The 21,430-nt window shown below is 71.2% G+C and carries 19 protein-coding genes; 5 read left to right on the top strand and 14 right to left on the bottom strand.

Features of this window, described 5'->3' with window-relative positions:
- Window positions 1-194: 194 nt before the first annotated feature.
- From ACIA5C_RS41380 to ACIA5C_RS41360, 5 genes are all read right to left on the bottom strand, one after another.
- A complete protein-coding gene (locus tag ACIA5C_RS41380) occupies window positions 195-1,481 on the bottom strand; it encodes a hypothetical protein (RefSeq protein WP_396065361.1) in 1,287 nt (428 codons plus the stop codon).
- A 218-nt stretch (window positions 1,482-1,699) separates the two neighbouring features.
- Window positions 1,700-2,074, bottom strand: coding sequence for a VOC family protein (locus ACIA5C_RS41375; protein ID WP_396065359.1), 375 nt, complete (start codon window positions 2,072-2,074; stop codon window positions 1,700-1,702).
- 79 nt (window positions 2,075-2,153) lie between these two features.
- Window positions 2,154-2,759 (bottom strand): GNAT family N-acetyltransferase, encoded by a 606-nt coding sequence (locus ACIA5C_RS41370; RefSeq protein WP_396065357.1) that lies wholly within the window; start codon window positions 2,757-2,759, stop codon window positions 2,154-2,156.
- Window positions 2,756-4,177: an APC family permease gene (locus ACIA5C_RS41365; RefSeq protein ID WP_396065599.1), complete on the bottom strand. Its 1,422-nt coding sequence runs from the start codon at window positions 4,175-4,177 to the stop codon at window positions 2,756-2,758. The genes ACIA5C_RS41370 and ACIA5C_RS41365 overlap by 4 nt, the downstream gene beginning before the upstream one ends.
- A 137-nt stretch (window positions 4,178-4,314) precedes the next feature.
- Complete coding sequence (locus ACIA5C_RS41360) at window positions 4,315-4,968, bottom strand: GPP34 family phosphoprotein (RefSeq protein ID WP_396065355.1); 654 nt, start codon at window positions 4,966-4,968, stop codon at window positions 4,315-4,317.
- 308 nt (window positions 4,969-5,276) lie between these two features.
- Between ACIA5C_RS41360 and ACIA5C_RS41355 the strand changes: the two genes are divergently transcribed.
- The 4 genes from ACIA5C_RS41355 (at window position 5,277) to ACIA5C_RS41340 (ending at window position 9,638) form a co-directional block, all read left to right on the top strand.
- Entirely contained in the window at window positions 5,277-6,530 is a 1,254-nt protein-coding gene (locus tag ACIA5C_RS41355) for a DUF1800 domain-containing protein (RefSeq protein WP_396065353.1), read from the top strand.
- 13 nt (window positions 6,531-6,543) lie between these two features.
- Window positions 6,544-7,743, top strand: coding sequence for a DUF1501 domain-containing protein (locus tag ACIA5C_RS41350; RefSeq protein WP_396065351.1), 1,200 nt, complete (start codon window positions 6,544-6,546; stop codon window positions 7,741-7,743).
- A gap of 70 nt (window positions 7,744-7,813) precedes the next feature.
- The gene (locus ACIA5C_RS41345) at window positions 7,814-8,575 is read left to right on the top strand and encodes a dioxygenase (protein WP_396065597.1); all 762 of its coding nucleotides are present in this window, start codon (window positions 7,814-7,816) and stop codon (window positions 8,573-8,575) included.
- 76 nt (window positions 8,576-8,651) lie between these two features.
- Window positions 8,652-9,638, top strand: a complete 987-nt coding sequence (locus ACIA5C_RS41340) for a TerC/Alx family metal homeostasis membrane protein (protein WP_396065349.1) — start codon at window positions 8,652-8,654, stop codon at window positions 9,636-9,638.
- Here the strand turns inward: ACIA5C_RS41340 and ACIA5C_RS41335 are convergent.
- The 9 genes from ACIA5C_RS41335 to ACIA5C_RS41295 form a co-directional block, all read right to left on the bottom strand.
- Window positions 9,626-9,883 carry a hypothetical protein gene (locus ACIA5C_RS41335; RefSeq protein ID WP_396065347.1) on the bottom strand — a complete coding sequence of 86 codons (258 nt, stop codon included), beginning with the start codon at window positions 9,881-9,883 and terminating at the stop codon, window positions 9,626-9,628. The two genes, ACIA5C_RS41340 and ACIA5C_RS41335, sit on opposite strands and share 13 nt — an antisense overlap.
- Window positions 9,884-10,049: 166 nt before the next feature.
- Window positions 10,050-12,845 (bottom strand): AAA family ATPase, encoded by a 2,796-nt coding sequence (locus tag ACIA5C_RS41330; protein ID WP_396065345.1) that lies wholly within the window; start codon window positions 12,843-12,845, stop codon window positions 10,050-10,052.
- 104 nt (window positions 12,846-12,949) lie between these two features.
- Complete coding sequence (locus ACIA5C_RS41325) at window positions 12,950-13,543, bottom strand: hypothetical protein (RefSeq protein WP_396065343.1); 594 nt, start codon at window positions 13,541-13,543, stop codon at window positions 12,950-12,952.
- A gap of 17 nt (window positions 13,544-13,560) precedes the next feature.
- Window positions 13,561-14,763, bottom strand: coding sequence for an ABC transporter permease (locus ACIA5C_RS41320; RefSeq protein ID WP_396065341.1), 1,203 nt, complete (start codon window positions 14,761-14,763; stop codon window positions 13,561-13,563).
- Window positions 14,760-15,503: an ABC transporter ATP-binding protein gene (locus tag ACIA5C_RS41315; RefSeq protein ID WP_396065339.1), complete on the bottom strand. Its 744-nt coding sequence runs from the start codon at window positions 15,501-15,503 to the stop codon at window positions 14,760-14,762. The genes ACIA5C_RS41320 and ACIA5C_RS41315 overlap by 4 nt, the downstream gene beginning before the upstream one ends.
- Complete coding sequence (locus tag ACIA5C_RS41310) at window positions 15,500-16,792, bottom strand: efflux RND transporter periplasmic adaptor subunit (RefSeq protein ID WP_396065337.1); 1,293 nt, start codon at window positions 16,790-16,792, stop codon at window positions 15,500-15,502. Before ACIA5C_RS41310 ends, ACIA5C_RS41315 begins: the two co-directional genes overlap by 4 nt.
- A gap of 64 nt (window positions 16,793-16,856) precedes the next feature.
- On the bottom strand, window positions 16,857-18,440 hold the full coding sequence (locus ACIA5C_RS41305) for a sensor histidine kinase (protein ID WP_396065335.1): 1,584 nt from the start codon (window positions 18,438-18,440) through the stop codon (window positions 16,857-16,859).
- Window positions 18,441-18,444: 4 nt separating this feature from the next.
- Window positions 18,445-19,194, bottom strand: coding sequence for a response regulator transcription factor (locus tag ACIA5C_RS41300; RefSeq protein ID WP_396065333.1), 750 nt, complete (start codon window positions 19,192-19,194; stop codon window positions 18,445-18,447).
- A gap of 105 nt (window positions 19,195-19,299) precedes the next feature.
- On the bottom strand, window positions 19,300-20,673 hold the full coding sequence (locus ACIA5C_RS41295) for an efflux RND transporter periplasmic adaptor subunit (protein ID WP_396065331.1): 1,374 nt from the start codon (window positions 20,671-20,673) through the stop codon (window positions 19,300-19,302).
- Between the two features lie 164 nt (window positions 20,674-20,837).
- On the opposite strand from ACIA5C_RS41295, the gene ACIA5C_RS41290 reads away from it, so the two are divergent.
- Entirely contained in the window at window positions 20,838-21,428 is a 591-nt protein-coding gene (locus tag ACIA5C_RS41290; RefSeq protein ID WP_396065329.1) for a hypothetical protein, read from the top strand.
- Window positions 21,429-21,430 lie beyond the last annotated feature (2 nt).

Here is a 21,430-nt window from a genome sequence, read left to right as displayed (position 1 = left end):
GGCAAACGGCGGCGGAGAGTACGAACGACCTTCTGCGATTTGGGGTTTCTCCGGCACCGGAGGCGGAGCGTCGGCCAACCAGAACTGCCAGCCGGTCGGCGGCGGGGGCCAAGACGGGTCGGGCTGCCATCCGGCGGGCGGAGACCAGTCGGCCGGCGGCTGAGGCCAGCCGGGCGGCGCATTGAACCGCACGACTACCTCCCCCGGACCCGCACGCCCGCCCCGTCGGCCGGCACGAGATCGAACGGAGACTTGGACAGGGCCGCACCGAGGTAGGTGAGCGTGGCGTGCGGGACGACATTGGCCAGGTCGAACGTCAGGAACGTCTCGCGGTCGGCCGCCACGACCGCCAGCGGCACTTCCTCCGGCAGACCGGTCGCCGGAGCCGTTCGGCCGGCGCTGACGACGAGCGCGATCGACCGGATCTTTCCGGCCCGGTCGGACTCGAAGATCTCGTGCAGCGTCCGTAGCGTCACCTGCCACACCGCCCCGGCATACCGGTCCTTCTGCTGCTTCAGCGGCAATGCGGACGTCACGATCTCGTCCTTGGCCCTGACGTACCGGTATTCCTTGACCGAGGGAACGGCGTCCGGCCCCGGAACTGTCACACGAAGGACCAGCTCGCGGGAGCCGATATCGAAGCCGTGCTCGAAGGACACCGGAAACGCGTCCGGGTAGACGGAATTCGACAACACCACCCCGACGTAGTCCTGGATCGCGGACTCCACGTCAAATGCCAAGTCATTGATGAAGCGTGAAACCTTCTGATTGTGAGCTTCCGCGTCTGTCTCCCGCTGCCGGCACTGATGCTGGTAGGCCGCCTGGGCCGCGTTCAGCCTTTGAAGACGGTCCTGGTCGGCTCGCCGTCGCCGCTCGAACTCCGCCATGTGGTCCGCATGCATGCGAGTGCAGTGCTCGTGCCAGCCTCGGTGTGCCGTCTCGAAAGCGGCGCGGGTCGCCAGGACCGCTTCTTCGTGACGCTTCCGGCCGCCGAACGTCGCCGAGAGCCCCTTGGGCGCTTCCGGCTCCTGGTACACCGGCTCGGGTGGGTAGACCAGTTGCGGCATCGGGGGCACCGGCACCGACAGCGGCCCGGGGTCGAAAGGCGGATGTTCCACCGACGTGATCTTCAGGGCTTCCAGGTCCACATAGTCGTCGACCTCCAGCGTCGAGGCAAGCAGGCCGTCCACGTCCGCGTACACCTGGGCCAGGTCGGCGTTCAGCGCGTTGACCTCGGCGGCCCAGGCCTCGAGCTGCATCTGCGCGGCAAGCTTCTGCGCTTCCGCCCGTTGCGCGGCACTCGCCCGGGCAGCCGACGCCACGGCTCGGTCGGAGGCTTTCCGCGCGCGCTCGGCTTCGCGCTGCGCGGCGGCCTGGGCGCGATATGCCGCTGCCACCTGCTGTCGGCGCCGTTTTTCGGCCTGCTGCGCTTGATAGTTCAGCTCGGCGAAGAACCCACGTCGTGCCACATCAACCCCCATTTGGTCCGGTGCGACGTGAACGTTATCGACGTTCGATGGGAGAACGCATCGCCCAAATGTCTGGCTCTTCTCGGCTACTTTCGCCGAGAAACGTGCCGGAGAAAATCAATGTTCGCGTCGAATCGCCTCATACAACGATCATGAAGCAATTCGGATGCGGCCGAGAGATCAGAGCCGGCGGGAGGACGCCCTCGACCTTCACAACTGACGCCGGTCGCTCAGGCGATCAGCGTTGTCTTCGGGCGCAGAATGCAGAACTCGTTGCCCTCCGGGTCGGCCAGCACGGTCCATGACTCGGTGCCTGTCTGTCCGATGTCGACCCGGCGGGCGCCGAGTGCGACGATCCGGTCGACCTCGGCGTCGCGGCCGTCGGGGCCGGGGGTGAGGTCCAGATGCAGCCGGTTCTTGGTGGTCTTGCGGGCCGCCGAGCCGGGCATGAAGCAGATTCCCACCGGCGCGTTCTCGTCGACGCCGATGACGATCTCGCGGTCCCGCTCGGACAGGATCGTCCAGTTCAGCACCTGCGTCCAGAACCGGGCCTGAGCCGGCAGATCGTGGGCGTCGATCACGATGTGGTGCAGCGATACGGTCATGCCGGCCAGTGTCCGGCGATCGTCCGGCGGAGGCCAGACCCGGCGGGAAGGCGCGTGCACCTTCCCGCCGGGTTCGGTGTCAGGCCGGTTTGCGCCACATGCGGAAGAAGGGCGTGTCGTCGGGCAGGAGCATCTCGAACGGGTTCATGTCGACGTAGCCGTGGCGGCGGTAGAGCCGCACGTTGTTGGCGTTCGTCGCCTCGAGGTAGGCCGGCGTGCCGGCCTTGTCGAGCTCCTCGTGGGTGCGCTCCATCAGCTTGCTGCCCAGGCCGTGTGCCTGTTCCTCCGGGTGCACGGCGAGGAAGGCGAGGTGCCAGTGCTCGTCGTGCGGGTGGTGCTCGGCGAACAGTTCGTCGAGCGCCTGGAACCGGTCGAGGTACTTGCCGGCCAGCTTCGCCAGCCGCTCCTCGTAGTTGTCCGGGTCGGGCGCCTCCCGGGTGTAGTCGAACCACACCGCGCAGGCGGCCAGCCCGCCGCCCGGCCGGTCGATCACGTCGATCCGGCCGTACGACTGGGCGTGCTCGGTGAGCAGCGTGAAGAAGTCGGCCATCACGGTCAGCCGGTCCTCCAGCGGCGGCACCAGGTAGGCGTCGGCGAGGAGGTCGTTGAAGGAGTCCGCGATGAGGTAGCCGACCGCCGGGATCTCGTCCTCACGCGCGGGCCGGATGATGAACTGGTCGGTCATGCGGCGGGATCCTCCGGGGAATTGTTCATCGCGGCGGCGAAACCACCGGTGGAGCTGACGCTGCGGGCGCCGAGGCCGATGCCCGCGTACACCTGCGGGCGACTGCCGCGCAGCACGAGCGCCCAGATGATGCCGGCGACCATGACCACCGCGAAGGCGGTCGGCACGACCCAGGTCGGCTTGCTGCCCGCATCGACGCCGAACAGCGTCGCGATGTTGCTCAGCGTCAGGTACGACATGACGAGCAGCAGGATCGTGCCGAGGACCGGCGCGCCGATGCGGTGCCAGGCGTCCTCGCCCTCGCGGTGCTTGGCGAAGTAGCCGATGATCGCGATCGAGGTCACGGTGATCAGCAGCAGCACGCCGATGCCGCCGCCGGTGCCGCCCCAGAAGAAGAGCTGGACCAGGGGGTCCCACCCCATGACCGCGTAGAACACGATCACGACGAAGCCGACGACCGACTGGGCGATCGAGCCGTTCTTGGGCGCGCCGGTGCCGGGCACGGTCTTGCCGAACGCGCGGGGCAGCACGCCCTCGCGGCCGAGCGAGAACGTGTAGCGGGCGATGATGTTGTGGAACGAGATCATCGCGGCGATCAGCGAGGTCAGGAACAGCGCGTGGCCGAGGTGCAGGGCGGCGCCGCCGAGCCGGTCGGAGGCCACGTTGAAGAACAGGTCGGGGCCTTCCTTGCCCGCGCGGTCGACGACGTTGCCACCGGCGGCCGAGATCATCGCCCAGGCGGCGAAGCCGTAGAGCAGCGCGATCAGCGCGATCGCGATGTAGGTCGCGCGCGGCACCGTACGCCGGGGGTCGCGGGACTCCTCGCTGAAGACGACCGACTGCTCGAAGCCGACGAAGCCGGTGACCGCCATCGCGAGCAGCGCGCCCGCACCGGCACCGACGAGGCTGTGCGGGTTGATCGGGGCCGACGAGGCGTGGAAGTTGGGTGACAGGATGTCGCTGAAGCTGAACACCACGACCAGCAGGATCTCGGCGACGAGCAGTGTCGCCAGCACCTTGCCGTTGACCGCGACGTCGCGGACGCCGAGGATCGCGACCAGCGCCCAGCAGATGAGTGCGAGCACCCACCATTTGATGTCGAGGCCGAACCAGTCCTTGAACAGCGGCGCGGCGATCGCGCCGAAGCCGCCGTACGACGCGCACTGGAACATGTTGTAGGCGATCAGGGCGACCCAGGCACCGCCGACGCCGAGCGGTCTGCCGATGCCCCGCGAGATGTACGCGTAGAACGCGCCCGCGTTGGCGATGTGCCGGGCCATCGCGACGTAGCCGACGGCGAAGATCGCGAGCACGACGGCGACCGCGACGAACGCGATGGAGATGCCGGACAGGCCGGTGACCGCGAGGCCGGTGGGAACCACGCCGGCGACGACGGTCAGCGGGGCGGCCGCCGACATCACGAAGAACACGACCGCCGCGACCCCGAGGCGGTCTTTTGCTAGGGCGTTGGATAACTGGCTTTCTTCGGCAACGGAGCTTGTGGTGGTAGCCACGAGTTCTCTCCAAGAGGGGGTTGGTTGAGGGGAAGGGTGGTTCAGGCCCGCCGGGCCATCACGGCATCGCCGACCGCGGCTTCGGCGTGCGCGACGAGCTCCTGGAGCATCGCGGGCATGCGTCGCCGGAGCTGGTCGAACAGCGCCGCGCGGCTGCGTGGGTCGAGGGTGACGAAGGCCTGCTGGTCGAGCCCGGTCGCCAGGACGAGGCCCGAGAAGACCAGGTCGGAGACGTCGAGGAGCTCGCCGCGGGACACGCTGGTGCGTACCCGGGTGGCCGGCCAGCCGGCGGTCATCGAGTCGGCGGGCACGAAGTAGACCTTGTTGCCGCCGAGGAGGCTGCGCTTCTCCTGCCGGGTGACGTGGCCGCCCCGGGCGAGGCGGCGCTCGACCAGGTCGACCGCGACCCCGGTGGCCAGGAAGGAGATCCAGTCGCGGACCACCCGGTGGCTGCCCTCGCGCAGCAACTGGTCGAGGACGGCGGTGGTGGCCGGATCACCGGTCGGGTGATCGTCGATGATCACGATCTTGCTGTCGACGACGTCGAGTCGGCGCCAGAGCACGAGTTCGGCGAGCAGGGCGGCGGAGAGGCCGAGACCGAGTGTCGCCGGGGAGAGCAGACACTTGCCGCGAACCGTGTCGTGGGCGGTGAGGAAGAGGTCGTCGGCGAGAGGCAGCTGCGGCGGTGACGCCACGGCGGGCCTCCTCTCCTCAAGGTGGGACCCGCGAAGTGATTACGCAGGGTCACTCGAATGGGGTACAGCCGAGCGTTACTGTGAGCGTTCCCCCGCACGACCCCGCGTAGCATGCCAAAGTGACGGGATCGGCGCAATGTCCTGTGCGGACAAACCTTCAGTCCACCTAGGATGCATTCTGCATGGCAGTGTTACCAGCAAGTTTCTAAAAACGGTGGGCAAGACATCGAGCAATTTCCACCGATTGGCGTACCTGCGCCGAACGTCGCCCTAACCGTTCTCTTACGTGGCGGATCTACGTTCGACGCATGACGGACCGTCGCGAGATGTCTCACCTTCTACGCCGAGTGACGTTCGGACCGACATCGGCCGAGGTCGACGCCGCGGTGCGGTCAGGTGTTGAACAGACAGTGACGACGCTGCTCGCTCCAGCGACGCCGATCAATCTGCCGGACATCGGGCCGGAGCCATCGGTGACCGCCGGGGGCGACCGGGCGGCCCGGCAGCAGGCCCGGCAGGCCCAGCAGAAGCAGGTCACCGCCGCGCTCGACTGGTGGCTGGGCCGGATGGCCGCCGACCGGACCGGCGCCGAGAAGCTGGTCTTCTTCTGGCACGGGCACTGGGCCACCAGCGCGCAGAAGGTGCGCTCGGCCCACCTCATGCTCGGCCAGCAGCAGACGTTCCGGCGTTACGGACCCGGCGACACCGGCGCGCTGATCCGGGCGATGTTGCGCGATCCGGCGCTGATCATCTGGCTCGACGGGCAGAAGAACACCCGCAAGGCGCCGAACGAGAACCTGGCCCGCGAGCTGATGGAGTTGTTCACGCTCGGTGTCGGCAACTACTCCGAGGACGACGTGAAGGCGGGCGCCCGGGTGCTCACCGGCTGGGTGGTCGACAAGGCGACCGGGAAGGCCACGCTCAAGCCGGCCCGGCACGACGACGGGACGGTCACCCTGCTCGGGCGGACCGGAACGTTCGACGTCGACGCGTACGCGGATCTTCTCACCCGCAATGAGCACCACCTGCCGTTCCTGGCGCAGCGGCACTGGGTCCGGTACGGCTCGGGTGCCGCGCCGTCGGCGGCGGCGACCGGCCGCATCGTCGCGGCCGGGCGCACCGGCAGCGCGCTGCTCCGGGCGGTGCTGACCGACCCGGAGTTCCCGGCGACCGACGGGCAGCTGGTCAAGCAGCCTATCGAGTGGCTGATCGGCGCGGTCCGGCAGCTCGGGATCGACGTGTCCAAGGTCAAGGCGCCGGCCGTCCTGAGATCGCTCGGTCAGGTGCCGTTCCGGCCGCCGTCGGTCGGCGGATGGCCGGTCGGCGACGCCTGGCTGACCACCTCGTCGACCGAGGCGCGGATCAGAACCGGTCAGGCGCTGGCCGCGCAAGCAGAACAAGCGACCGACCGGCTGACCGGAAGCGATCGCCTGGACGCACTGGCCGATCTTCTCGTCGTCGACGGCTGGAGCGATCGCACGCGGGCCGCGCTGTCCGGCATCAAAGATCCACGCCGGCTGCTCGCCCTCGGTCTCGCCAGCCCCGAGTACGCCGTCCACTGAGGAGCATTTCGCCATGGACAAGATCACCCGTCGACGGTTCCTGGTCGCCAGCGGCGTCACGGTCGCCGCCGGCGCCACCGCGTACGGCATCAAGGACCTGCTCGCCACCGCCGGCGAGCGGCCTGCGGACGCCAGAACCCTCGTGCTGGTCACCCTCTACGGCGGCAACGACGGCCTCAACACCGTGATTCCGTACGCCGATGACGCGTACGCGAAAGCACGCCCACAGCTGGCCTACGACGCGGACAAGGTGCTGAAGCTGGACGACCACTTCGGCCTGAACCCGGGGCTGGCCGGGCTGCACAAGTTGTACGGCGAGAAGAAGCTGGCGATCGTCCGCGGGGTCGGCTACCCGAAACCGGATCACAGTCATTTCCGGTCGATGGACATCTGGCAGACCGCCCAGCCCGACCGTCCCGGCACCACCGGCTGGCTCGGCCGCTGGCTGGATGCCGCCGGCGGCGACCCTCGTCTCGCGGTGAGCTTCGAACCCGTGCTGCCGCCCCTGCTGACCGGGGCGCAGAGCGCCGGGGCGACCGTGCCCGGCGGCGCGGTGAAGCTGCCGGCGTCGGTGACGCCCGCCCTGCTGAGGCAGCTCGGCACCCCGGTCGCCGGCGAGTCACCGGCCCTGGCGCGGGCGGCGACCTGCTTCGCCGACCTGATGCGTGTCCAGGATCTGATGGCCGACGTCTCGCTGTCCTCCTCCGACGATGACCAAGACGCGGCGGCGACCGCGACGGGCGGCGCCGCTCCCCCGCTCGACCAGCAACTGGCCCTGGTCGCCAAATGTGTCGAGGCGGGCGCCGCCACCCGCGTCTTCTCGGTGTCGCTGGGCGGCTTCGATCTGCACGCCGACGAGAAGAGCGCGCAGGAGACGCTGCTGGCCAGACTCGACAAGCCGCTGTCGGCGTTCGTCGAGCGGATGGCCGGCAAGGGCGTCGTGGTGGCGGTCTACTCCGAATTCGGCCGCCGGGTGCGGGCGAACGCCTCCGAGGGCACCGACCACGGCACGGCGTCGAACATACTGCTGGCAGGCGACGGTATCCCGGGCGGCCTGTACGGCGAGGCGCCGAGCCTGACCGACCTCGACGACGGCGACCTGAAGTTCACTGTCGATTTCCGCGACGTGTACGCCTTGCTCCTGCAGGACGTGCTCGGCAGCGACCCGGCCCGGGCGCTCGGCGGTTGGAAGGGCCGCCTCAAATTTAGTTGACGGCGCAACTTTCCCGCAGTAAGGTAGGCGGCAGTTAGTTGAAGCGTCAACGGAGGTCGCCGTGACCCGCATGCCCGCCCTGTTCCTCAGCCATGGCGCCCCGCCGCTGGTCGACGACGAACGCTGGGTCGGCCAGCTGAAAGAGCTGACCGCCACGCTGCCCAGGCCCACGGCGATCCTGATGGCCTCGGCCCACTGGGAGTCGGCGCCGCTCATGCTCGGCGCGACCGAGACGGTCCCGCTGGTCTACGACTTCGGCGGGTTCGAACAGCGCTACTACGAGACGCAGTACCGGGCGCCCGGCGCACCCGGGCTGGCCGCCCAGATCGAGAAGCTGATGCCGGACGACGAGCGCGTCACCCGGACGAACCGGGGCCTCGACCACGGGGCGTACGTGCCGCTCACCGTGATGTACCCGGACGCCGACATCCCCGTACTCCAGATGTCCCTGCCCACCCTCGAGCCGGACCGGCTGCTGGAGATCGGCCGGCGCCTGGCGCCGCTGCGCGACGAGGGCGTGCTGATCGTCGGATCCGGGTTCACGACCCACGGCCTGCCGTTCCTGCGCGACTGGCGGCCCGGCGCGCCGGCGCCCGGCTGGTCGCGCGAGTTCGACGCGTGGACCCGGGAGACGCTGGCCCGCGGCGCGATCGACGAACTGGCCGGCTTCCGCGACCGCGCGCCCGGCATGCCGTACGCGCACCCGACGATCGAGCACTTCGCGCCGATGTTCCTCGCGCTGGGCGCCTCCGACGACCCGGAGCGGGCCCCCGAGCAGCCGATCGACGGGTTCTGGCTCGGCCTCGCCAAGCGGTCGTTCGTCGCCGGGTAACAAAGATCTACCAGGGACCTCCCAGGGGCAGCGGAGACAATCTTCGAAACAACCACCGCTGGGAGGTCCCGTTTTCATGGAGGTCACCGCGCTCGGCTGGACGCTGACCATCGCGGTCATCGTCGCCCTGCTCGCCCTCGATCTGACCGTGGGTGTGCTGCGTCCGCACGCCGTCGGCTTCCGTGAGGCAGCCGTCTGGTCGGTCTTCTACATCGCCGTGGCCGTCGCGTTCGGCCTCGTGCTCGCGCACGTCTCGGGCTGGGAGTTCGGCACCCAGTACTTCGCCGGTTACCTGGTCGAGAAGAGTCTCTCGGTCGACAACCTCTTCGTCTTCGTGATCATCATGGGCACGTTCGCGGTGCCGTCGAAATATCAGCAGGAAGTGCTGACCTTCGGCATCGTCATCGCGCTGGTGCTGCGGGTCGTCTTCATCGCGCTCGGCGCCACCCTGCTGTCACTCTTCTCGTTCATGTTCCTGATCTTCGGCCTGATCCTCATCTGGACGGCGGTCCAGCTGTTCCGGCACCGCGCCGAGAAGCGCGAGGTCGACGAAAACTTCCTGGTGCGGGCGGCCAAACGGGTCCGCCCGGTGACCGACGAATACGTCGGCGGCAAGATGATCGCCCGGGTCGGCGGCCGCCGCATGGTCACCCCGCTGCTCATCGCGCTGATCGCGATCGGGAGCACCGACGTGCTGTTCGCGCTCGACTCGATCCCGGCCGTCTTCGGCGTGACCGACGAGGCGTACCTCGTGTTCGCGGCCAATGCGTTCGCGCTGCTCGGCCTGCGGGCGCTCTTCTTCCTCGTGAAGGGGCTCCTCGACCGCCTCGTCTACCTGTCGGTGGGGCTGTCGGTGATCCTCGCGTTCATCGGGGTAAAGCTGGCGCTGCACTGGGCGCACAGCGACCTCAGCCACGGCGTACCCCAGATCGGCACCCCGCTCTCGCTGGCCGTCATCGTGGTCGTCCTGGCCGTCACCACCGTGGCCAGCCTCATGAAGGCACGAAGAAGCCCGGACAGCGAACCTGCCCGGGCTCCGGAGGGCGAACGTCAGCCGAGATAACCGCCGAGACCTGCGGTCTGGCGGGTGGTCGACTGCTGCCGCAGCATGTCCTGGCGATAGAGGATCGCCCGGATGTGCTCGGTGTCCTCAGGGTTGTGCCGGCTGATCAACTCGTCGAGCTCCGCCCGTTCCGCAGTGGTGCGGAACCCGGCGAGCTCGTCGGCGAGCCGGCGGTGAGCGACGCGCTGGACGCGTCGGTCGGCCAGCGCCTTACGGGCGTCGCGGAGCTTGATCGTGAACTGCATGGTGGCCCTGTCTCCCGGAACTCTCAGTAGTGGTGTTTCCTTCCTCTACAACCATGCCGGGACCGTCTTTCATCCCCAAATCACGCAGGTAAAACTCTGGATACCAAAGTGATCGGCGCCACCCGCAGACCGTTACCGGCGTCACTCTCCGCTGTCGACTTCCAGGTCAGACGGTCGAGGTGACTTCGGACACCGCGGGGGCCGGATCGGCGGCCTGCAGGCGGGACGAGAGCTGGGTGCGGGAGCGTACACCGAGCTTGCGGTAGACCCGGGTCAGCGTCGCCTCGACGGTCTTCACGCTCAGATAGAGGCGGCTCGCGATCTCGCGGTTGCTGGCGCCGTCGCGGACCAGACCGGCGATCTTCAACTCGGTCGAGGTGAGACCGAGGTCGACCGGGAGGGTGCCCGGGGCGGAGCTACCGCCCTCGGTGCGGGCCAGGGCGCGCTCGGTCTGCTCGGCCCACGGCTTGGCGTCGGCCGCCAGGAAGATCGCCAGAGCGGCGGTGATCGCCATGCGGGCGGCGGCGTAGCGGCGGCGGCGACGTTCGGCTCCACCCTGGACCAGCAGGGCGTGCGCCTGCTCGATCGGCTGGTGCAGCTGCTCGAAGTGGCGGGCCGCGGCGGCCGACAGCACGACCGCCGAGTCGGCCTGGCCGCTCTCCGAGAGCACGACCGCGGTGGCCCGGTCGAGATAGCCGGTGACACCCGGGGTGGTGCCCAGCCGGTGGGCCGCCGCCCGGGCCTCGGCCAGCACCGACGCGGCCTCGGCGTGCTCGCCCAGCGCGGCCAGGCCACCGGCCAGGTCGCCCTGCCAGCGCACGATCATCGGGTCGGCACCGCCCAGTTCGGCCTCGAGGTCACGCAGCCGGCGCAGCGCCGCCACCCCCTCCCGGGTCTCCCCCGCCCGCAGCTCGGACTGGCCCAGCGCGTGCAGGTTGCGACGCAGGTAGAGGCTGTCACCCTCCTGTTCGGACGCGCGTACGCCCCGGCGGGCGAACCCGGCCGCCGCGGTCAGGCTGCCACCGGCCAGTTCGGCGACCGCGGCCGTGTACCAGGTCGGGCCGGGGCTCAGGCCGACCTCCTGGGCCGCCGTGACCGCGCGGCGGGCGTACTGCAGGGCGTCGCGGCAGCGGCCGGCCCGGGTCGCCACCTCGGACAGGCTGCGCAGCACCTCGACCCGGGCCTCGCCGATCCGGTCGTGCTCGGTCAGCGGCAGCAGCTTGAGCAGTTCGGCCCGGGCCTCGTCGAGCCGGTCGTCGACCATCGCGAACCGGGCCGCCAGGTAGTGCGGGGCGTAGTGCAGCCAGTCCGGCGCCGGGGTGGCGGGCAGCACGAGGGCCTGGGCCAGGGTGTCCGACCAGCGGGGCTCGCCGGTGACCCGCTGGTATTGCGCCAGCGCCCCGAGCGCCATCGCCTCGATCGTCGGGTCGCCGGCCCGGCGCGCCGCGTCGATCGTGCGGGCGGCCTCGGCGGCCCACTTGTCCGGGTCGCCGGCGATCATCGCGGCCCAGGTCAGGCGCAGGCGTACCGGCGCGATCAGGGCCGGGTCGTCGCCCGCCTCGACCAGCGCGGCCGCGAACGTCTCCCCCATGTCGGAGAGCGCCTGCCCGGACAGGTCGAGCAGCACGAGCCGGGCCCGCAACCGGTGCCCGGCCGGGGCGTCGGCGGCCAGTACGGCCTCGGCGGCCCGGCCGGCCAGCGCGAACGCGCCGCCGGTCAGGCCGGTGCGGGCGGCGGTGGCCAGCCAGTCGAGCCGCTCGTCGGCCAGCTCGTGCGGGCAGCGATCGGCGGCCAGCAGATAGAGCTCGGCCGCCGTACGGCCGGCGCCCCGCTCGGCGCAGTGTCCGGCCGCCCCGGCCAGCTCGCGGGCGACCGCCGCGTCCGGGCGGCCGGTCTGCAGGGCCTTGTGGCGAAGCGCCTCGATCGGGTCGACCGCTCCGGCCGCCAGCGCGGCGTGCACCCGCGAACGGTCGGCGGCCGCGGTCTCCTCGCGCAGCAGCTGGCCGATCGGCGGCGGGGTGAAGCGGATCGCGTCGCCGTCCAGCTCGACGATGCCCGCGGCGGCGGCCACCCGCAGGTCGCGCAGGGCGTCCTCGCGACCGGCCCGGATCAGCACGGTGGCGGTCGGCTCGGTGGCCAGGGCGGCCACGATGATCGTCTCGGCCACGTCGGGCGACAGGGCGCGGAGGCGGTCCCGGAGCAGCTCGCGGGCCGCTTCGGGCAGCGGCGGCGGGGCCGGGCGCCAGGCCGGGCCGGGCGAGACGGCGCCACCCAGCGCGAGCGCCAGGAACGGGTTGCCGCCGCTCGCTTCGTGCATGCGGCTGGCCGTGCGGCAGGGCAGGCCGCGGGCCTCGAGCAGGGCGGTGAGGTCGTCCGGTTCGAGCGGCGGGACGGCCAGCTCGAGGGCCGGGGCCGGGCAGAGGCGTACGGCGCGGCGCTGGCCGGCCGGGTCGGGACGGCGCTGGGCGGCCACGACGCGTACGCGCGGGCCGGGCCGCCGGCGCATGGCGAACCCGATCAGCTCGGCCGACTCCGGGTCGAGCCACTGCACGTCGTCGAGCACGAGCAGGACCGGGGCGGTGCGGACGCAGTGCGCGAGGAGCAGCGGCAGCACCAGCCGGCGAGCGAGGGCCGGGGTGCCGGCCCGGGGCGGCAGGCCCTGGCGCAGCGCGGCGAGGGCTGCGCGCTGGGCGGGCGGCAGGGCGGCGGCGTGGCCCGGTGGCAGCTGGCCGACCAGGTCGGCGATGCCCGCGTAGGGCAGGCTGCGTTCGGTCGGCACCGGACGCAGGCGCAGCACCAGTTCGCCGCGGGCCCCGGCCGCCGCCGCCACCGCGTCGAGCAGCGCGGTCTTGCCGATGCCGGCCGGACCGTGCAGAGCAACGCCGCCCCCGGCGCACAGACGATGCTCGATCGTCGCGAGGACAGCGGCGCGGCCCCAAAGAGCGGTCGCGTCGTACTGCACGCGAGTCACCCCCTAGGTCCGAGCTGCGCTCAGCCTAAGAACCCGAAGGGGCATCCATCAATGGGTTCACATATGACAAGCTATCGATCTTGTCAGATGTGAAGCTACTTCTGGGTAGTCACCGAGGTCGCCGTCACCGATCCGTCGGAGCCGGTCGCGCCCTGCACGGTGACCTTCTGACCAGCCTTGATGCTCTTGAGCGTGGACTTGCTCACGGCCGAGACGGTGGTCTTGCCGTCGGTGTTGACGGTGACCAGGTTTCCGTCCTGTGTCAGAACGTAAATTGTTGAGCCGTCGACCAGCTTGACCGTGCCGATGGTGCCCGAAGAGGCAGTCGCCGCCCCGGGCTGAGCCCCGCCCGAAGCGCCGCCCACCGCCCCGCCGCCGCCGTAGGCTCCCGCGCCGGCCCGGCCGGTCCCACCCCCGTACCGTCCGGCGCCGGCACCGAACCCGCCGGCCGGGAAGCCGGTGTTGCCCGACTGGGTGCTCCCCCAGTTCTTCTGCACCTGCAGGCCGCCGACGAAACCGCCGGCCAGCAGCACCAGACCGGCCAGCACCACGGTGCCACGGTTCCACCAGCGCTTCGGTGCGGCGTGCGCGAGCTCCTCGGCCAGACCGTCCCGGCTCTCGTCCTCGGGCTCGGCGTCCGGCAGCTGCCCGGCCGGCAGCGCCGACAGGATGGCGGTGTCGTCGTTCATGGGTGTCACAGCGGTCCTCACTCGTAGCGCAGCGCGTCGATCGGACGCAGGCGGGCGGCGCGGCTGGCGGGCAGTCCGCCGAAGAACAGGCCGATGGCGATGGACACGCCCAGGGCGAGCCCGATGGAGCTGGGCACGATGACCGGCTTCACTCCGACGATCTCGAAGCTGCTGCCGATCAGTGCCGCCGCGACGCCCAGGGCGCCGCCGATGACGCTGAGCAGGGTCGCCTCGATGAGGAACTGGGTGAGGATCACCCGGCGCGGAGCGCCCAGCGCCTTGCGGATGCCGATCTCGCGGGTCCGCTCGGTGACCGTGACCAGCATGATGTTGGTGATGCCGATGCCGCCGACGAGCAGACTGATCGCGGCCACCGCACCGAGCAGAGTGGTGAACGTGTTCGCGGTGTCGGTCTGGGTCTGCAGCAGCTGCGACGCGTTCTGGATCCGATAGGGCGTGGTTGTCGACGAGGAGGACGACACGTTGAGACGCTGGTCGAGGATGGTCGCGACCTCGGACTGCACGGCGTCGACCTTGCCGGGACTGCTCGCCTCGACCAGGATCGAGGTCAGCGAGCCGTACCCGGCGAGCACCTGCCGCACCGCGGTCAGCGGGGCGATGGCGGTGTCGTTGGCGTCCTGGAAGCCGGTCGAGCTCTTCTCGGCCAGCACGCCGACCACGGTGAACAGCGACCCGCCGACGGTGACCTGCTTGTTGATCGGGTCGACCCCGGGGAACAGGTCGGTGGCCACGGTCTGGCCGATCACGACCACCCGCCGGCCCTGGTTGACGTCGTCCTGAGTGAACGACGACCCCGTCGCGACCGGGGTGTTGGAGGCGGCGAACCAGGCCGGCGTGGTGCCGACGAAGGAGTTGACGTCCTCGTCGTTGCCGCCGTAGGTGACCGTGGCCTCGGTGCTGACCACCGGCGACACCGACTTCACGTCGGGCGCCAGCGCCGGGTCGACCAGCGCGTCGGCGATCGGAACGGTCAGCGCGGTGTTGGAGGAGCCGCCCCGGCCGGCACTCATCACCGTGATCGTGTTGGTGCCGAGTGCCGAGATGCGGTCGCTGATCGCCTTGGCCGAACCGTTGCCGACCGCGACCAGCAGGATCACCGCGGCGACACCGATCAGGATGCCCAGCATGGTCAGCGCCGAGCGCAGCTTGTTGGCCGACAGCCCGCGCAGGGCGAACCGGATCACCTCGTAGAGGCTCATGCGCGTCCCCCGGCCCACATGTGGTGCCGTCCGACCGGAGCCTGCCGGATCGGCGACTGGCGGACGTCCGAAACGACCTGCCCGTCGACCAGCCGGATCAGCCGCTTCGTCCGGTCGCCGACCTCCGGCTCGTGGGTGATCAGCACGATCGTCCGGCCGGACGCGCTGAGCTGATCGAAGACGTTGAGCACGTCGTGCGTCGAATGGCTGTCGAGGTTGCCCGTCGGCTCGTCGGCGAGCAGCAGGGCCGGCTCGGTGACCAGGGCCCGGGCCACCGCGACCCGCTGCTGCTGACCGCCGGAGAGCTGGTTGGGCTCGTGGCGGGCCCGATCCGCGAGCCCGACCACCTCGAGAGCGGCCATGGCCCGCTGCCGGCGTTCCTTCGGCTTGACTCCCGCGTACGCCAGGGGAAGCTCGACATTCGCAACGGCGGTCGTCCGCGGGATCAGGTTGAAGGCCTGGAAGATGAACCCGATCAACCGGTTCCGGGCCAGCGCGAGCTGCCGGTCGCCGAGCTTGCTGACGTCGACGCCGTCGAGGTGGTAGCTGCCCGAGGTGGGGACGTCGAGCGCACCGAGGATGTTCATCAGGGTCGACTTCCCGGAACCCGACGAGCCCATGATCGCCACATAGTCGCCACGCTCGACCGCCAGCGAGACGCCGGCCAGCGCGTGCACGGTCGCTTCGCCCATGCCGTACGTCTTGCGGAGCTCGCGGACGTCGAGGACCGGGCGGCTCATCGCCCGCTCCCGGTCCGGGTGCCCGTGCCGCCCGCGCCGCCGAAGCCGCCCGCGCCGCCCCGGGTCGCGCCGCCGAGCCCGCCGGCCCCGCCGAAGCCACCCGCGCCCCCGAAACCGCCGGCGCCCGAGCCGGTGCTGGTCGAGGCGGTGTTGACCAGCAGCTGCGCGCCCTCCTGGACGCCCGAGGTGAGCTGCGTTTCGGTGTCGCCGACCAGGCCCACCTCGACCGGGGTGAGCTGCTGCCGGCCGTTGCTGACCACGGTCACGGTGTGCCGGTTGCCGACCGACGTGATCGCGGCCGAGGTGACCATGAGCGCGTTGTCGACCGTACCGGTGGTGACCGAGACCGAGACGGTCTGGCCGACCTTGGCCCCGGCCGGGATCTTGTCGAGCGTGAGCGTGACGCCGTAGGTGACGACGTTGTTGGAGGTCGTCGCGGAGGGGTCGATGGCGCTGACCAAGGCCTGCTCGGCGGTATTGCTGAGCGCGTTCCAGGTGACCGTCGCCGCCTGCTTCTCCTTGAGCTTGGTCGCGTCGGCCTCGGCGAAGGCGGCGGTGACCTCCAGCTTGGTGAGGTCGTCGATCTCGATGAAGCCGGACGAGCTGGAGCTGCTGGAGCTCGAGCTGCTGCCGGTGCTTCCGCCCGTACTGCCGGAACCGCTGCTGCCGGAACCGGTGCTGCCGGAACCGGTGCTGCCGGACCGGGACGAGGAGGACGAGGAGGAGGACGACGACGAGCCGGTGCCGGAGGAGGAGCTGCCGATCGTGCCGTTGACCGCGGTGACCGTGCCCGCCATCGGCGCCTTCAGCGTGCAGCCGTCCACCGCGGCCTGCGCCTGGTCGACCGCGAGCTGGGCCTGCTCGACCGCGTTCTCGGCGGTCGAGGTGTCCGAGGCGGCGTCCTTGGCCCGGGTCAGCGAGTCGTTCGCGGCGTCGAGGTCGGCCCGGGCGGCGTCGAGGCTGCGCTCCGAGGCGGCCGGGTCGACCTTGGCCAGCACCTGGCCCTTCTTGACCACCTGGCCGACGTGCGCCTCGATCGCGGTGACCGTGCCGCCGGTGATGAAGCTGGCGGACGCCGTGCTGGCGGACGCCACGCTGCCGTCCGCGGTCACGGTCTTGGTGACCGTGCCGGTGCGGACGGTCGCGGTCCGGACCGAGGCGTCGGCGGCCTGGGTGGTGTCCGGTCCGGAGATGGTCTCGTACGCCCAGAAGGCCCCGGCGACGAGCGCGACGACGAGGACGGCGTTGACCGCCGTCGAGGGACGTCGCAGATTTAGGCGCGCTGGCATGCCGACACTGTGGTCGTCAGGCCTTGGAGGATCTTCGGCGCAACCTCGGAGCCAGCTCGGAACCTCACGGCGAGTCACCGCTGGTCGGGAGCAGCACCCGGAACGTCGCTCCGCCGCCGCGCGGTTCGTCGAGCTCCACCCACCCTCCGTGACCATGGACGATGGCCGCGACGATGGACAGGCCGAGCCCGGATCCGCCGCCCTTGCCGCGCGTGCGGCTCGAATCGGCCCGGTAGAGCCGTTCGAAGACCCGTGACGCGTGGGTGTAGGGCACGCCCGGCCCGTCGTCGGTGACCTCGAAGACGGCGAGGCTCGTGCCCGGCTGCAGGGAGACCGGTCCGGACTGCACGCTGGCCGCCCGCGGTGGCCGGGCCGGCAGCCGTCCGACCCGGACCGTGACCCGGGCCTGCGGCGGGGTGTGCTGCAGCGCGTTGGCGACCAGGTTGGTCGCCACCTGCCGCAGGCCGTGCTCGTCGCCGAGCACCGTCGCCGGTTCGAAGGTGTCGCTGTCGTCGCTCAGCCCGGCCAGCTTGACCGGCCGGTCGGGCACCCGAGCGTGCGCGTCGCGGATCGTGTCGGCGGCGATCTCCAGCAGGTCGACCCGGCGCAGTGCGGGCGGCCGCTGCCGGTCGAGCCGGGCCAGCATCAGCAGGTCCTCGACCAGCACGCCCATCCGGCCGGCCTCCGCCTCGATGCGGCTCATCGTCTCGTCGAGGGCCGGCCCGGGCGGGACGCCGCCCCGGCGGTACAGCTCGGCGAACCCGCGGATCGAGGTCAGCGGCGTGCGCAGCTCGTGCGAGGCGTCGGCCACGAACTGGCGCAGCCGCCGCTCGGACGTCGTACGCGCGTCGACCTCGCCCTCGATGCGGGTGAGCATCGAGTTGAGCGCGAGCCCGAGACGGCCCGGTTCGGTGTGCGGATCGGTGTCGGCGACCCGCTCGGAGAGGTTGCCGGCCGAGATGTCGGTGGCCAGCCTCTCCATGTCGGTCAGCGGGCGCAGGCCGAGCCGCACCACGAAGGCGGCCCCGGCACCGAGCAGGGCCAGCATGAACACGGTCACCGCGAGGTCGATCAGGATGAGCCGGTCGGTGGTCTCCTGGATCTCGGCCAGCGAGATGCCGACGACCGCCACGTCACCGGTGTCGGCGTTGCGCACCGAGATCATCCGCCACGAGGCGCTGCCGTCACGGGCCTCGACCGTGTAGGGACCGCCGGTGACGGCCCGGGAGGTCGCGGCCGGGAACGACTCGGGCGACGGGCGGCCGGCATCGGCGGTCGAGCTGCGCGTGGGGTTGAGCGTGCCGTCGGGGCCGTAGAAGTAGGCGACCTGGTCGGGCCCGAGACCGCGCCACGCCCGGGCCCGCGGCGGGGCGCCCTGGTCGGTGCCGCGGAACGGGGCCGACGAGAGCGGCCGGGTCATGCCCTGGAGCTGGTCGTCGACCCGGTCACGCAGGTAGCCGCGGATCAGCAGCACGCCGGCGACGTTGGCAACGATCAGCGCGACCGCGGCGAGCGCGCCGACCACCAGGGCCAGGCGGGACCGCAGCGTCCAGTGGCTCCAGCGCCGGGGGCGCCAGGCACCCAGCGCGTACGCCGCGCGGCGGGCGGCGCGTCCCGCTCGGCGGGCGGCCCTCAGCTGGCCGGGCAAGGGGTCACTCGTCGCCGCGGGGCAGCCGCAGCGCGTAGCCGACGCCGCGGACGGTGTGGATCAGCGGCGGCTCGGTCTTGTCGATCTTGCGGCGCAGGTAGTAGACGTAGGACTCGACGATGCGGCCGTCGCCGCCGAAGTCGTACTTCCAGACCCGGTCCAGGATCTGCGCCTTGCTGACCACCCGGCCGGCGTTGATCAGCAGGTACTTGAGCAGGTTGAACTCGGTCGGCGACAGGTCGACCAGGCGGCCCGCCCGGCGCACCTCGTGTGCGTCCTCGTCGAGCTCGAGGTCGGCATAGCGCAGCGTGCCGGAGTCGGCCGGGGCGTCCAGTTCGGGCTGGGTGCGCCGCAGGATCGCCCGGATGCGCAGCACGACCTCTTCGAGGCTGAACGGCTTGGTGACGTAGTCGTCGGCGCCGGCCGAGAGGCCCGAGATGCGGTCCTCGACCGCGTCGCGCGCGGTCAGGAACAGCACCGGCACCCGGCGCCCGGTCGAGCGCAGCCGGCGGGCGACCGCGAGGCCGTCGAGGTCGGGCAGCATGACGTCGAGAACCACCAGGTCGGGGTCGAACTCCTCGACCGCGATCAGGGCGCCGTGACCGGACTCGGCGACCCGCACGTCGAACTCGACGAGGCGCAGGGTGGCGCTGAGCAGTGCCGAGATGTTCGGCTCGTCGTCAACGACCAGGACCCGGGCGGCCCGCGCCGGGGGCTCGCTCAGGGTGAGGGAGGAACGGGAATCGGTGAGCACCCGAAAGGGATATCAATGCCACCTAGGAATTCCCTATGAAAATGGCCGGAGTCGGCTGAGCCACCTTGCGCGACCAGCGCAAGAGCGGCTAAAAGTCCCTCCCGGTCACCACGAACGTACGACCTGGTCACCCTCCGAAAGTCCGCTGGTGATCTCGGTGTACTGGTCGCCGCGCAGGCCGATGCCGACCTTCACCTGGGCGCCGCCCTTGAGAACCGTGCCGGTGGTGCCGGCCACGTCGTGCACCGCGGTGCTCGGCACCCGCAGCACCCCCGCCTTGCTTCCGGTGGTCACGGCGACCGTGGCGCTCTGCCCGACCAGCAGGTTCGGCGGCTGGCCGGACGCCTCGAAGGCCAGCTGCACGCCGTACCGGACCATCGTGCCGTCGCTGGTGCCGGTCGGATCGACCTCGGCGACCGTCGCCTTGAAGGTCTTGCCGTCCTGGTCGGCCAGCGTGACCGAGGCGGCCTGGCCGACCTTGAGGTTGTCGGCGTCGGCCTCCGGGAACTGGGCGTTGATCTGCATGTTCGAGGTGCCCGCCAGGGTTATGAAGGCGGAGCCGGAGCTGACCTGGCTGCCGACCTTGCCGGCGATGGTGAGGATGCGGCCGGCGATCGGGGCGGTGATGGTGGCGCCTTCGAGGGCGTCCTCGGCGTTCGCCAGGGTGGTGTTGGCCGAGACGACGCGCTGCTGGGCGCTGAGCACCGCGTCCGTGCCGCCGCCCTGCTGCCCTTGACCGCCGCTGCTGCCGGTGCCGCCGCTGCCGGTACCCCCGCTGCCCGTCCCCCCGCAGGTGCCGCCGGCCGTTCCGCCGGTGCCGCCGCGGGTGCCCGAGCCGGTTCCGCCGCTGCCGTTGCCTCCGGTGCCGGTCCCGGTCCCGGTCCCGGTCCCGGTGCCGGTGCCGGTGCTGTGCGAGGTCGCGGGTGCGGGCGAGCCGGTGCGGGTCGGCGTCGTCGACCGGCTCGGGCTCGTGGTCGGCCGGCTGCTCGCCGACGTGCTCGGCGTGGGCGAGGCGGTGACCGGCACCGTGTACGCCGCCGGCGCCACGCATCCGGTCGAGGTGCCGGTGTTGGCGGCCTCGGTCTGCTTGGCCGAGCTGTTGCGGGCGTCCGTGAGCTGCTGGTTAGCCTCGTCGAGGGCGTCCTGGGCGTCGTCGACCGCCTGCTGGGCGTCGCTGTCGTCGACCTTGGCCAGTGACTGCCCGGCCTGCACCTCACTGCCGGCTCGCACCGAGACACTCTCGACCGTGCCGTCGACCGTGAACGAGAGGCTGCGGGTCTGCGCCGGCTCGACCGTGCCGGTCGTGCCGACGTCGGTGCTCACGGCGCCCCGGTCCACCGCGACCGTGGCGGCCGCCTTCGGCTTCTCGGACGCGTCCGCGGTCAGCGCGTGCACCACGCCGTACGCGATCAGCGCGAGCACGACGACCGCGACGGCGACGGCGATCCAGCGCCGACGACCGGCCAGAACTTCACCCATGGTGACGAAGTGTGGTGGGCCGATCTAGCCGTCCGCTCGGTCCTACCTCGGAGTTCCCTCGGAGCGGCGTTCCGAGGGAACTATGAGGCTCGTCCGACATTGCGTGCAGATAGGTGAGCTTCAGTGACCCGACACGTTGGGGTGACTCGAGAAGGGCAGCGATCGTGCGCATTAGGAGTTCCCAGGGCCCCCGGCGGGCCGCGGCCCTGCTCGTGGCGTCCGCGGCCGTGATGCTCGCGGCTGCCTGTGGCGGCGGAAGCTCGGACCAGGCCACCACCCCGGGTGGCGGCAACGGCGGCGGGACGAACCAGGCGCTCACTGCCTATGTCGACTGCATGAAGAAGAACGGTGTGACGATCACGCTGCCCTCCTTCGCCGGGCGCAACGGTGCCTCGCGCGGCCCCGGCAACTACACGCGGCCCTCCGGTGAGCCCCGGCCGTCGGGCAGCTTCGGCGGCGGGCGCGGCGGAGTCCCGGGCGGTGCCGGCGGGTTCCTCCAGAAGCCGGCCGGCGTCGACGACGCGACCTGGCAGAAGGCCCAGCAGGCGTGCGCCTCGTCGCTGCCGAGCCGCGGCCCGGGTGGCGGCGGCTTCGGCAACGGCGGCGGCCAGAACTCGGCCTACCGCAACTGCCTCCAGCAGCACGGGGTCACCATGAACGGCGGCCGCCCGGCCAGCGCCGACCCGAAGACGCAGGAGGCGCTGAAGACCTGCTCGGTGCTCAGGCAGAGCGCGTCGCCGACGCCCTCGGCCTGAGA

The organism is Actinoplanes sp. NPDC051343 (assembly GCF_044455125.1).
Classification (GTDB): Bacteria; Actinomycetota; Actinomycetes; order Mycobacteriales; family Micromonosporaceae; genus Actinoplanes.
The sequence above is the reverse complement of the archived record's forward strand: the minus strand, read 5'-3'. Positions and strand labels throughout refer to the sequence as shown.